The following is a 12,146-nucleotide window of genomic DNA, read 5'->3' on the forward strand; positions in this document are numbered from 1 at the left end:
ATAATCTTTACAAAAGCTCAATCTTTACTCAATATTAAACAAGTACGCTGATTAAGGTTTGCCTTAGGGGAATTTTTAAAACGAAGGGATGAGGGTGTTGGATCTTCAAACGATTTTATTTACTTTTTTCGGGGGATTAGGTGTTTTCCTATTTGGTATTAAATATTTAGGGGACGGCCTGCAGAAAATCGCAGGGGATAAATTAAGGGATATTCTCGATAAATTTACGAGTAACCCGGTGATGGGGGTTTTAGCCGGAATAGTTGTTACCATACTTATACAGACGAGTACCGGAACAACAGTTTTGACGATCGGATTAGTAAACGCCGGTTTCATGACGCTTTCCCAGGCCATTGGTGTTATTATGGGTGCCAACATTGGTACGACCGTTACAGCCTTTATTATCGGTATCAAAATTGAAGACTATGCACTGCCTATTATATTTATAGGAACTGTATTAATTTTCTTCTTTAAAAATAAAAAAATAAACAACATCGGCCAGGCTATTTTCGGCTTCGGGGCATTATTTTTTGGTCTTTCTCTTATGGGAGACGGCGTCGAGCCGCTTGAAGGTCTGCCGGCTTTCCGTGACTTGACTATCAGCGTAAGTGAAAACCCAATTTTGGGTGTGTTAATTGGAACCGTATTTACCGTATTAGTACAAAGCTCGTCTGCCTCCATTGGACTGCTTCAGGAGCTTTACGATCAGGGAGCTATAGAGCTTGCGGCAGCACTGCCTGTGCTGTTTGGTGATAATATCGGAACAACCATTACCGCAGTATTGGCTTCCCTGGGTGCATCCCTTGCAGCAAAGCGTGCAGCACTGACGCACGTTATATTTAACGTAATCGGGGCAACGATTGTTATTATATTAATTGTGCCTTATACAGCAATGATAGGAAGCATTCAGGAAGCTCTGAACTTAAATGCACCGATGACGATTGCTTTTGCACACGGTATTTTTAACGTGTCGAATACGATCATTCAGCTTCCTTTTGTTGCCGTACTTGCAATTATCGTAACAAAGCTGATTCCGGGACAAGACACAGAAATTGAATACAAAGCACAGCATTTGGATCCTTCCTTTATTCAGCGTTCGCCCGGTGTAGCACTGGGTCAGGCAAAAGCAGAAACGCTACGGATGGCGGAATTTGCCGAAAAGGGATTAATTGAATCCCATAAGTATTTAAAAACAAATCATAAGCGTCATGCAGAGCTTACCGTGCAGTTTGAAGAAGCAATTAACAATTTGGACCGCAAAATTACGGATTATCTGATTTTGATTTCCCAGCGGTCGCTTTCCGATGAAAATTCCAAACTCCACTCCATGCTTATGGATACGGTAAGGGATATTGAACGGGTCGGAGATCACATGGAAAACGTAATGGAACTTGTGGATTATCAAATGACGAACAAAGTATCCATGTCAGAGGATGCCTATACTGATATGGAAGAAATGTTTGATTTAACTATTAAAACATTGCACAATGCGGTCAGCGCATTGGAAAATGATAACCAGGAAGAAGCTCAGGAAGCTGCCAGAGAGGTAGTTAAGCAGGAAGAGCAAATCGATAAAATGGAGCGTAAACTCCGTAAAAAGCATATTTTACGTGTGAACGAAGGACGCTGCTCCGGCTCAGCTGGTATTGTCTTTGTAGATATTATCAGCAATCTGGAACGAATCGGTGATCACAGCGTGAATATTGCAGAAGCTGTTTTACAGGAACGCGAGTAATACGTATAATTTAAATAGCTGACTTCGTCCACTGCCTTTTTATTAACAAAAAGGGCAGTGGACGTTTTTAAAAGGAGGAAAAAATGGATTATATCTTTTATACACTGGCATTTATTGCCTACGCGCTTGCTTTGGCAGCTTTAATTTACCCGATTGTGCCGGGAGGCATATTCTATATTGCAGCTATTATATTAATTGCTGCGGCGCAGGGGTTTGGCACCTTATCAGCCTGGTTCTGGATAAGCCAGATTATTATTGCCGCGCTGTTGTTTATCATTGATTATGCCGTACAGTATTATGGAATAGAACGAACAGGAGGATCCAAAGCGGCAACATGGGGAAGCGTTATCGGCTTAATTGTCGGTCCTTTTATTATTCCGATTATCGGTGTTTTAATCGGGGCTATTGCCGGAGCAATTATTGGTGAAATGATATCCGGCGAAAAGTCATGGCAGAAGCTGGGACGGGTAGGAGCCGGTTCTCTGGCGGGGTTTCTCGTAAGTGTTGTACTAAAAGGCGTGCTTCTTGCAGGAAATGGCATTTACCTTTTATACCTTATTTTTTCCTGATCGTTTGATTGAAAATAAGCATTGACGTTCCAATATTATCGTGATATTATGATAAATGTCGCTGTTAGAAGACATTCTTACATAATAACAGGATATTCCACAGTAGCTCAGTGGTAGAGCAATCGGCTGTTAACCGATGGGTCGCAGGTTCGAATCCTGCCTGTGGAGCCATATGGCGGTGTAGCTCAGCTGGCTAGAGCGTACGGTTCATACCCGTGAGGTCGGGGGTTCGATTCCCTCCGCCGCTACCATATTTAAAAAAAGAATACTTACATGGCGGTTGTGGCGAAGTGGTTAACGCACCGGATTGTGGTTCCGGCATTCGTGGGTTCGATTCCCATCAGCCGCCCCATGTGAAGGACCCTTAGCTCAGTTGGTTAGAGCAGACGGCTCATAACCGTCCGGTCGTAGGTTCGAGTCCTACAGGGTCCACCATTATGAATGTTCAAAAGCACACAGCCGTGTGCTTTTTTTGTGTTTTCTTTAGTTTAAAAATTTTTGGTGCTGGGTATAGTAGTTAATGTGTACAATAGAAATAAATGGCAGCAGATCATTATGATTGTAATATTGTGACTGATTTGTTACATTTATTTATGTTATATATAGCTTAACGGCTATATCATTCTAGTTTCATGACACGTTTACATTCCAAGGAGGAGATTTAATTGGCAAATTATGAACTACCAAAATTACCTTACGCAGAAAACGCACTAGAGCCTCATGTAGACGCAACAACGATGCAGATTCACCACGATAAGCACCACAACACGTACGTTACTAAGCTTAATGCAGCATTGGAAGGTCACGACGATCTTGCAGGTAAAGATGTAGAAGACCTTATTAGAGACCTTAATGCTATTCCTGAAGATATCCGCACAGCAGTTAGAAATAACGGCGGCGGCCACGCTAACCACACGTTCTTCTGGCAGATCCTCAGCCCGGACGGCGGCGGAAAGCCAAGCGGAGAGCTTGCGAGCGCGATTGAAAGTAAGTTCGGAAGCTTCGAGAAATTCCAGGAAGAATTTGCAGCAGCTGCAACCGGTCGATTCGGATCCGGCTGGGCATGGCTTGTAGTATCCGGCGGAGAGCTTGAAATCATGAGCACTGCTAACCAGGATTCACCAATCATGGAAGGCAAAACTCCAATCCTGGGACTGGATGTATGGGAGCATGCATACTATCTTAAATACCAGAACCGTCGTCCTGAATATATTGACGCATTCTGGAACATTATTAATTGGAACGAAGTAGAAAAGCGTTATTCTGAAGCAAAATAAGTAATAATGTACACCAGGCTGAAGTAATAAAGCTTTGCTGAATAAAAAGGGTACCGGCTATCGAACCAAGATAACCGGTATCTTTTTTTGTTTTTCAGTCTCCATTATAGAAAGATGAACCGCCTGCTTTCTTTTTATCGTACATAGAGTATGGTAAAATCAGGGTACGTGCCAGGACGGCAGTAAGTCTGAATAACAGCAGCTTGTATGAAAGAAAGAGGGATTGCAGTGGCGTCAAGAAAAAACAGAAAAAGTCATCTTCCTAAAAGACTAAATGTGCTCTTTTTTGCAGTGTTTATACTTTTTTCCGCACTAATACTAAGATTGGGGTTTATACAAATTGTCCAGGGGGATACGTATGAGCGTGACCTCGAAGAGGCGAGCGAGCCGGTAACGAGAATCGATGCTCCGCGAGGCGTTATGTACGATAGAAATGGTGAAATTGCCGTAGATAATCAGCTTATTCTTTCTCTTACATATACCAATTCCTCAAGCGTTTCCGATGAAGAAAGACTGGATATTGCTGAAAAGCTGAGCGGATATCTGGAAATGGACACAGAAGGAATTACGGATAGAGATTTAAAAGACTACTGGCTTCTTACAAGAGAAGAAGAAGCAGAGTCTCTTCTTTCTGAAGAAGAAATGGCGTCAGCATCAGAAGACGGTGTAGATCCATATGATCTGCAGCTTGAAAAGATTACCGATGAACAGCTGAGCGATATTCAGGGCACGGAGCTTGAAGTCGTAGCCGTTTGGCGGGAAATGATCTCAGGCTATAATGATTCACCGCAGCGGGTGAAAGAGAATTTAACAGAGAAAGAAGCGCATGAAATAAGCGTACGTCTTGAGGAACTGCCGGGAGTTGATTTACTAAGAGATTCAAACAGACAGTATGTGTTTGATGAATCTTTCCCGGGCTTCTTTGGTTCTGTAGGCTCTATTCCACGCGAAACAATCGATGAATACCTGGCGCTTGGCTATGACCGCTCTGATTTAGTAGGTACGAGCTTTCTAGAAGAGGAATACGAGAGTGCACTCCGCGGTGTCAAAGGAGAATTGCTTGATTCAGAAGAAGCGGCTGGTAATGGGGCGGAAACGACCGGAAGCCGTGGGAACGATCTGGTTCTTTCAGTAGATATGGCCCTGCAGCAGGATCTGGAAACCATTGTAGATGAACAGGTGGGCGGCCAGTCCGGCAACTTTGTAAATGATGAAGATGCCTATGCGGTTATGATTGAACCGAGCACAGGGGAAATTCTTGCGGCATCCGGCTATCAGAACCAGGTGGGTACAGTCAGCAGCTCATTTGAAATGGGTTCAACTGTTAAAATGGCAACCGTGATGGCGGGTCTGCAGGAAGGTGTCGTAACGGCAGATACGTACATTAACGATACGCCGATCAGTCTTCCGGGGAGTTCTGATATCAGTTCAGCTTCCGACAGCATTGGGAGTGTTAACTACCTAGGTGCCCTGGAAAGATCCTCCAATATTTATATGTCGGAAATTGCGATGCGGCTGGCCGATTATGAGCGCGGAGGTACATTTGATACAGGAGAAGTGCAGGAAGCCTACGATACTTTGCGTTATTACTACAATCAATTCGGCCTTGGCACAGAAACAGGCATTGACCTTCCGTCGGAATCAGCCGGAATTTCGGGTGGATACGGAAATCCGGGAAATCTTCTTTACTTGAGCTTCGGCCAGTTTGATACGTATACGCCGATGCAGCTGGCGCAGTATGTAGCAACGATTGCTAATGACGGGTATCGGATTGAGCCTCATTTTGTTAAAGAAGTGCGCCAATCCAACCCCGACAAAAGCAATATGGGCTCGATTTCCCAGCAGATCCAGCCTTCCATTATGAACAAATTAAGCGTTGATGATGAATATATAGATATGGCTCAGGAAGGAATGCTTGAAGTTGTGGAAGGTTCAAATGGAACGGCACGAAGCTACTTCGGTGACGCTCCTTATGATCCAGCCGGAAAAACGGGGACAGCCCAGGTAACGGTTAGAAGCGAAAGCTCAGGCGAACTGGTAACCAATGCCGTAAATCAGGCATTTGTCGGGTATGCTCCTTATGATAATCCTGAGGTTGCTATAGCGGTTATCGTGCCCTATACCTATCTCGAAGAAAACGGCGGCCGGAACGGGGTAGCGAATACGATCGCACGCCAGGCTATGGATGCTTACTTTGAACTTAAGGAAGAACGGCCGGAAGTTGATGCAGAAAATGAAGAAGTAATTGAACAGCAGGAAGAAGAAACAGGAGAAGAAACAGAAGAATAAAGTCTCTGTTTTTCTCCAGCTTCCCTGACTGAAAAGCTGAAAAGAAAAAACACTTGATAGACGAGAAGGTATTTGCTATCATTGTTAAGTATGATTGAAGATAAAGAAAGGGGAGGGATATTGTTATGAGAGTACAAGTTACCCTGGCCTGCACGGAAACAGGAGATCGTAATTACATGACTTCTAAAAACAAGCGCACAAACCCAGAGCGTATTGAAATGAAAAAATACAGCCCGCGTTTAAGAAAGCATACGATCCACCGCGAAACAAAATAAGCAGAAGGAGATTATCTCCTCTGCTTATTTTTTTTGGAAAAAATAAGCAATTTTTGGATGGATTAGCGATATAATAATAGTTTAAGCAGTTACGTCAAGGAGGGCACAATGAGCGATAAAAGAAAACTCAGAGAGCAGATCTATCAGCGTTCTAAATCATTAACACCGGTACTGCACGAAACAATGCAGAGCGACGTATATGAGCATTTATTTGCTTCCGATATGTGGAAGAAGGCGGAGCGGGTGGCGGTTACGTTATCAACAGGCAGGGAAATTGATACGATGCCTCTGATTGAAAAAGCATGGGATGAGCAGAAGCAGATTGCGGTGCCGAAGGTTGATCCTATGCAGCGCTCGCTTCATTTTTATAGTATTGATTCGCTGCATGAATTAGAAGAAGGATTTGCAGGAATTATGGAACCGCAGACACATAACAAGCAGGAATGGGATAAAAACAAATTTGATATGGTTATCGTGCCGGGAATGGTATTTGATAGAGAGGGTTATCGAATTGGATTCGGAGGCGGTTATTATGATCGTTTTCTGGAAGACTGTCGCGCCTGCACCTGTTCTCTTGCATTCAGCTATCAGCTTATTGAACGCGCGTTCCGAGAGAGGCGCATGATATACCTGTACAGGCTGTCGTTACTGAAGAGGGAGTTATTTATATATGATCCCGGTTTACATTTTAATTTTCGGGGCAGCTGCAGCTGCCTATAAAGCCGCCGCCTTAACATTGGGAGGCGCTCTTGCAGCGGCTTTACTAGGCAGTGTTATCTGGTTTGGCTTAGGCTGGCAGGGATTTTCCCTGCTGCTGCTTTTTTTGTGACTTCTTCGATGTTTTCGCTTCTTCCGGATAATAAGAAAGCGGAAGAAATTAATGCGGGCGGAGGAGCAAGAAGGGCTTCACAGGTTTTGGCAAATGGAGGGGCAGCGGCTGTTAGTGCCCTGTTCTATTCCGTTACCGGGAGCGAGTTTTGGATTGCAGCCTTTGCTGGAGCACTTGCAGCAGCAGCTTCAGATACCTGGGCCTCTGAATGGGGCAGCCGTGCAAAGAGCCGCGCATATCTTCTTCCCCGAGGGCGAAGGGTACCTGCTGGAACTTCAGGCGCTGTTACAGTGGCGGGGACAGGAGCCTCATTTTTAGGAGCCGCTTTAATAGGAGGGGGCAGCGGCGTTTTTATTTTCATCCTATCTCCCTTCTATTTTTACCGCGGCTTTAATTATTACAGCGGCAGGATTTGCCGGCAATGTAATGGACACCGCAGCAGGAGCTTTTTTTCAGGTAACTTATCGCTGCCGGCGGTGTGGACTGATAACCGAAAAGCAATCACACTGCGGTGCTGACACTATACAGGCAGGAGGCTGGAAATGGGCGGACAATGAAGCGGTTAATATGATCTGCACATTAACCGGGGGAGGAATTTGTCTTGCTGTCATGTGGCTTGTACGCTGAATGACAAAAGTCGAAAATAGGGGAAACCCCTGCTATAATAAAGAAGCAAAGAGGGGGAAACTATGAGGTGGCAAAGCATTTTTTTCGATTTGGATAACACGTTATACAGCCATGAGCTGGCTTTTGAAAAATCAATTATTTACACGTTTCAACAAAGATACCGCACGGATAAAAAACTGCAGCATATAGATGAAAAAGAATGGTTTTCTACGTTTAAACATTACTGCGATGAACTATGGAAAGAGATGGAGAAGGATATATTAACGTATTCACAGTATCGTATGAAAAGATTTATCGAAACGATGAATCACTATAATGTTGAAATGAATGAAAAAGAAAGCGGAGCTTTTTCACGATCAGTACGAAAGAGAAGTATCTAAATTCGTAGAACCTTATACCGGTATGAAAGAGCTGTTTGAAGAACTACATCAAACTGGGATTTATCTGGGGATTATTACGAATGGAAAATAAAACAACACAGCTGGATAAATGGAAAGCGCTTCACGTGGAAAAGTATATACCGAAAGAGCGGGTGTATATTTCAGAAGAAATGGGCGTGGAAAAACCGGACCGGGAAATATTCACCACTGTACTAGTAAAACAGGAAGCATTCCCTCCCGCACCCTTTATGTCGGAGATTCCTGGGCGCTCGATGTTCAGGCATCATGGATGCCGGTATATGGAAAGTATTTACTTGAACACAAGAAAAGAACCGAGGCAGGAAGGGAGATCCCCGCTTGCTGAATATGAGCATTTTGAGGATGCGGCCCGTTTGATTAGTAACCGGATAAAACCAGGAGGATAACTATCATGAATATTGCCCTGCAAACCCACCTATACTGGAAATTTATTCATCGGTTAGTCGTCCATGAACGCTTCAGGGTTTTTGAAAGAAGTAAAGATAAAAAACAAATATGGCTGGAGAAAGAAACAGAAAAAGGAACGGTAATGCTTCGCATTGCCCGGGTTGAGTATGACTGGTTCAACCTGCTGGAAAAAGACCAGCTGGAAGCGGAAAAAGCAGCACCGGCAATAAAAAAAGCACTGGGAACAAGAAAGGTCCATTTTTATAACGTATATATAACTTCCTATCCCCCCGTGGATATGGATGCTCCATTCAAAGCAGTACTGCAGTCCAAAGTTTTCGAACAGTCCTTTCTGTTGTCAAACGACGGTCAGAGAGGAATAGCAGATTCGCCTGAGGGCGTGCTGGAAGCTGTATTAAATAAAAAAGCGGACTGGATTGAAGAACCGTCTCCCTGGAATGACGGGGAACCGGAAGAAGAGCTTAAAGCCCGGACACGTATATATAGAGAAGAAGTGGAAAAGCAGCAGGAGGAAATTGATAACAAAGAGCGGAGCCTTTTCTTTTATGGAAAGCCGCTGCTGACTTATGCGCTGCTTGCTTCTGTTTTTGTTATGTTTTTTCTGCTGGAGCAGGCCGGCGGGAGTATGAATATGGCCGTATTAATTGATTACGGGGCAAAATATAATCCAGCTATTATGGACGGAGAATGGTGGAGACTTCTGACAGCTGCTTTTCTTCATATTGGTTTTTTTCATCTTTTTATGAACTCGCTGGCGTTATTTTATCTCGGAGGAGCCGTAGAAAGAATTTTTGGAACGACCCGTTTTTTGTTTATATACGCTGCAGCAGCTGTAGTAGGTTCATTGGCCAGCTTTTCTTTTAACGAACAGGTGTCAGCCGGTGCGTCAGGTGCTATTTTCGGATGTTTTGGGGCACTGCTGTATTTCGGCTGGATGCACAAGAAATTGTTTTTTCGGACGATGGGATTTAATGTGCTTGTTATCCTGGCTATTAACCTTGTTTTTGGATTTGTGGTGCCGGCTATTGATAACGGAGCCCATATTGGCGGGCTGGTCGGCGGATTTCTGGCAGCCGGGGCAGTCCACCTTCCAAAAAGCGGACGCAGAAAAACACAGCTTCCCCTGTTAATAGGAACAATAGCTTTAACGTGCGGTCTCTACTGGTTTGGAATGAATAACGAAAACAAAGCAGGTTCGGCTGCGATGGATCAGCAGATGGCAAGAGACCTCGCTGAAGAGGGGGAATATGAAGAAGCAAGAAATCTTCTCCTGAATACTTTAGAAAACAGCGAAACAGAAGATGCGCAGACTTTATTTTTGCTTGGATATACAGAATCGTATTTAGAAAATTACGAAGAAGCGGGCAGGTACTTTGAGCAGACTATCGAAATGGAACCTGAATTTGCGGAAGCGTATTATAATCTTGCATTAACTTATATAGAGCTTGCCATGCCGGACGAAGCGGAAGAGGCTCTTAGTGAAGCAAAGAGAACTGCCGGGGACCGCCCATCGGGAGAGGAACTGGATTTTGGCCTGGTTGAAGAAAGGCTGGAGGAGATTTCCTGAGAAAGAAGGGATCAAGCTTGTTCAACGAGAATATGAAAACAATAGCAGATGTACGAAAATGGCTCGTTCACAGAGGAACTGTCATTTATACTAGAGACCGTATGATAGATCTTGATATGATGGACCAGGAGTTTACCGAATTTTATCAGCAGGGCATGATTGATAAATTACTTTACCTGCAGGCAAAACGAATTATTTCGGGCGAAAAACAAATAGAACAGCAGAAAAGGGGCACAAAGGAATGAAAGAAACATATCTGATAGGCATCGATGTTGGCGGAACGACCGTAAAAATGGCTGTATTTACAATCGAAGGACAGATGGTGGACAAATGGTCCATTCCGACAAATAAAGCGGAGGCAGGCAGTCATATTGTACAGGATATAGCCGTATCGGCAGACGAGCATCTGAAAAAAGCAGGGATCGATAAAAAAGACTGTATAGCAGCGGGTATCGGAGTGCCCGGTTTTATTGATATGGAGCATGGAATTATTGATTTAGCCGTAAATGTCGGCTGGAAAAAATATCCTATCGCAGACAAACTATCGGAAGCATTAGGCGTTCCGGCCGTAGTAGACAATGATGCCAATCTGGCAGCAGCTGGAGAATACTGGCAGGGAGCTGGCAGCGGAGCAGATGATGTCATTTTTCTAACGCTTGGAACAGGTGTAGGCGGAGGCATCATTATTAATGGTGAAATTATACATGGAACCAAGGGAATGGCTGGGGAAATAGGCCATGTAACCGTTATTTCCGAAGGCGGGGCACCGTGCAACTGCGGCAAGACCGGCTGTCTTGAGACGATTTCTTCTGCTACAGGAATGGTGCGCCTGGCAAAAAATGCTGCCGGAAAAAATCCTGATTCTGCTCTTACAGCATATCTGGATCAAGGGAAAGAACTTACAACGAAAGAGCTGTTTGAGTTTGCGGCCGCCGGCGACGCCACCGCCCAGGCTTCTATTCATGAATCGCTGCATTATCTTGGACTTGCTGCTGCAAATATCGGAAATGTACTAAATCCTGAAAAATTCATTATAGGCGGCGGTGTTTCCGCAGCTGGAGACAGCCTGCTGCAGGCGCTGCGTTCTCACTTTGATACGTATGCCCTTGAGAGAGTCAGGGACAGCGTGGAGTTTTCGACGGCTTCACTTGGAAATGATGCAGGAGTGATTGGAGCAGCCTGGCTGGCGAAAAAAACGTTCAGTGGCAGGTGAAGGCATTATTTCAAAAAGAGATGAGGGAATACATATGAAGCAGCAGATTACCATGCTCGGTGTTCCAATGGATTTGGGACAGAGCCGTCGGGGCGTGGATATGGGGCCGAGCGCTATACGATATGCTGGAATTGTCGAAAGGCTTAGAAAAAGCGGGTACGAGATCGAAGATGCTGGTAATATAGAAGTATCTAAAAGTACCGGGGTAAAAACGCCGGAAGAAGAAAATCTTACCAATTTTACTGAAGTACGGGATACGAGCGAAAAATTAGCCGGACGTGTCTCCGATATATTATCAAATGCACACTTTCCATTAATTTTAGGGGGCGATCACAGTATTGCCATCGGCAGTATAGCAGGCGCTTCTGCTCATTTCGAAAAAATGGGGGTCATTTGGTACGATGCCCATGGAGATTTGAACACTGCAGAAACTTCCCCTTCCGGAAATATTCACGGCATGCCGCTTGCGGTGTCTCTTGGCAGGGGCCATGAAAGTCTGGTGAATACGTATAAGGCCGGCGCAAAAATACAGCCGGATCAGGTTGTTATTATCGGGGCAAGGGATCTGGACGCCGGTGAAAAAAGTTATATTTCTGAAACTGGAATGCTTGTCTTTACGATGCATGAAGTGGATCGTCTGGGACTGGCAGAGGTGATGAATAGAACGATTCAGCACTTAAAGCACTGTGACGGGTGCACCTCAGCCTGGATCTGGACGGCCTTGATCCGCATGATGCCCCGGGAGTCGGGACACCGGTTCCAGGGGGTATGAGTTACCGGGAGAGTCATTTAGCGATGGAAATTCTGGCAGAAGCTGATATCATTACAAGTGCAGAGTTTGTTGAGGTAAACCCGATCCTGGACGAAAGAAACAAAACGGCCGAAGCAGCTGTAGCGCTCATGGGATCATTATTTGGAGAAAACTTAAATAAAGGGAG

13 protein-coding genes, 4 tRNA genes and 2 pseudogenes are annotated in these 12,146 nt (G+C 44.6%); all 19 read left to right on the top strand.

The window, feature by feature from the left end; translation table 11 throughout:
- Window positions 1-88 precede the first annotated feature (88 nt).
- A complete protein-coding gene (locus MMY81_RS03700; protein ID WP_252311695.1) occupies window positions 89-1,735 on the top strand; it encodes a Na/Pi cotransporter family protein in 1,647 nt (548 codons plus the stop codon).
- A gap of 83 nt (window positions 1,736-1,818) precedes the next feature.
- Entirely contained in the window at window positions 1,819-2,304 is a 486-nt protein-coding gene (locus MMY81_RS03705; RefSeq protein ID WP_252311696.1) for a DUF456 family protein, read from the top strand.
- 96 nt (window positions 2,305-2,400) lie between these two features.
- Window positions 2,401-2,475, top strand: a tRNA-Asn gene (locus MMY81_RS03710).
- Between the two features lie 3 nt (window positions 2,476-2,478).
- Window positions 2,479-2,555: transfer RNA gene (locus MMY81_RS03715), tRNA-Met, on the top strand.
- A gap of 25 nt (window positions 2,556-2,580) precedes the next feature.
- Window positions 2,581-2,656: transfer RNA gene (locus tag MMY81_RS03720), tRNA-His, on the top strand.
- Between the two features lie 6 nt (window positions 2,657-2,662).
- Window positions 2,663-2,739 (top strand) — tRNA-Ile (locus MMY81_RS03725).
- Window positions 2,740-2,969: 230 nt separating this feature from the next.
- Entirely contained in the window at window positions 2,970-3,581 is a 612-nt protein-coding gene (locus MMY81_RS03730) for a superoxide dismutase (RefSeq protein WP_120193390.1), read from the top strand.
- Window positions 3,582-3,809: 228 nt separating this feature from the next.
- Window positions 3,810-5,870 carry a peptidoglycan D,D-transpeptidase FtsI family protein gene (locus MMY81_RS03735; protein ID WP_252311697.1) on the top strand — a complete coding sequence of 687 codons (2,061 nt, stop codon included), beginning with the start codon at window positions 3,810-3,812 and terminating at the stop codon, window positions 5,868-5,870.
- A gap of 125 nt (window positions 5,871-5,995) precedes the next feature.
- Complete coding sequence (rpmG, locus tag MMY81_RS03740; RefSeq protein ID WP_120193388.1) at window positions 5,996-6,145, top strand: 50S ribosomal protein L33; 150 nt, start codon at window positions 5,996-5,998, stop codon at window positions 6,143-6,145.
- Window positions 6,146-6,253: 108 nt separating this feature from the next.
- Complete coding sequence (locus tag MMY81_RS03745; protein ID WP_252311698.1) at window positions 6,254-6,865, top strand: 5-formyltetrahydrofolate cyclo-ligase; 612 nt, start codon at window positions 6,254-6,256, stop codon at window positions 6,863-6,865.
- A 72-nt stretch (window positions 6,866-6,937) separates the two neighbouring features.
- A pseudogene (locus tag MMY81_RS34925) lies at window positions 6,938-7,315 on the top strand (DUF92 domain-containing protein); the annotation flags it as partial.
- 34 nt (window positions 7,316-7,349) lie between these two features.
- Entirely contained in the window at window positions 7,350-7,601 is a 252-nt protein-coding gene (locus MMY81_RS03750) for a DUF92 domain-containing protein (RefSeq protein WP_308215226.1), read from the top strand.
- 62 nt (window positions 7,602-7,663) lie between these two features.
- Complete coding sequence (locus tag MMY81_RS03755; protein WP_252311700.1) at window positions 7,664-7,981, top strand: HAD family hydrolase; 318 nt, start codon at window positions 7,664-7,666, stop codon at window positions 7,979-7,981.
- Window positions 7,929-8,072, top strand: a complete 144-nt coding sequence (locus tag MMY81_RS34930; RefSeq protein ID WP_374561273.1) for an HAD family hydrolase — start codon at window positions 7,929-7,931, stop codon at window positions 8,070-8,072. Before MMY81_RS03755 ends, MMY81_RS34930 begins: the two co-directional genes overlap by 53 nt.
- Entirely contained in the window at window positions 8,062-8,406 is a 345-nt protein-coding gene (locus MMY81_RS03760) for an HAD family hydrolase (RefSeq protein WP_252311701.1), read from the top strand. Before MMY81_RS34930 ends, MMY81_RS03760 begins: the two co-directional genes overlap by 11 nt.
- A 5-nt stretch (window positions 8,407-8,411) precedes the next feature.
- The gene (locus MMY81_RS03765; RefSeq protein ID WP_252311702.1) at window positions 8,412-9,995 is read left to right on the top strand and encodes a rhomboid family intramembrane serine protease; all 1,584 of its coding nucleotides are present in this window, start codon (window positions 8,412-8,414) and stop codon (window positions 9,993-9,995) included.
- 17 nt (window positions 9,996-10,012) lie between these two features.
- On the top strand, window positions 10,013-10,240 hold the full coding sequence (locus tag MMY81_RS03770) for a YqgQ family protein (RefSeq protein ID WP_252311703.1): 228 nt from the start codon (window positions 10,013-10,015) through the stop codon (window positions 10,238-10,240).
- Window positions 10,237-11,208, top strand: coding sequence for an ROK family glucokinase (locus MMY81_RS03775; RefSeq protein WP_252311704.1), 972 nt, complete (start codon window positions 10,237-10,239; stop codon window positions 11,206-11,208). The genes MMY81_RS03770 and MMY81_RS03775 overlap by 4 nt, the downstream gene beginning before the upstream one ends.
- A 34-nt stretch (window positions 11,209-11,242) precedes the next feature.
- Window positions 11,243-12,135: pseudogene (gene rocF, locus MMY81_RS03780) on the top strand (arginase); the annotation flags it as partial.
- Between the last annotated feature and the right edge of the window lie 11 nt (window positions 12,136-12,146).

Source organism: Sinobaca sp. H24 (genome assembly GCF_023845525.1).

What these genes read in the sequence shown, in the direction of transcription:
- MMY81_RS03755 (WP_252311700.1), top strand. Translation starts at nt 7,664, where the DNA reads ATGAGGTGGCAAAGCATTTTTTTCGATTTGGATAACACGTTATACAGC.
- MMY81_RS34930 (WP_374561273.1), top strand. Translation starts at nt 7,929, where the DNA reads ATGAAAAAGAAAGCGGAGCTTTTTCACGATCAGTACGAAAGAGAAGTA.
- MMY81_RS03705 (WP_252311696.1), top strand. Translation starts at nt 1,819, where the DNA reads ATGGATTATATCTTTTATACACTGGCATTTATTGCCTACGCGCTTGCT.
- MMY81_RS03775 (WP_252311704.1), top strand. Translation starts at nt 10,237, where the DNA reads ATGAAAGAAACATATCTGATAGGCATCGATGTTGGCGGAACGACCGTA.
- rpmG (WP_120193388.1), top strand. Translation starts at nt 5,996, where the DNA reads ATGAGAGTACAAGTTACCCTGGCCTGCACGGAAACAGGAGATCGTAAT.
- MMY81_RS03765 (WP_252311702.1), top strand. Translation starts at nt 8,412, where the DNA reads ATGAATATTGCCCTGCAAACCCACCTATACTGGAAATTTATTCATCGG.
- MMY81_RS03745 (WP_252311698.1), top strand. Translation starts at nt 6,254, where the DNA reads ATGAGCGATAAAAGAAAACTCAGAGAGCAGATCTATCAGCGTTCTAAA.
- MMY81_RS03760 (WP_252311701.1), top strand. Translation starts at nt 8,062, where the DNA reads ATGGAAAATAAAACAACACAGCTGGATAAATGGAAAGCGCTTCACGTG.
- MMY81_RS03700 (WP_252311695.1), top strand. Translation starts at nt 89, where the DNA reads ATGAGGGTGTTGGATCTTCAAACGATTTTATTTACTTTTTTCGGGGGA.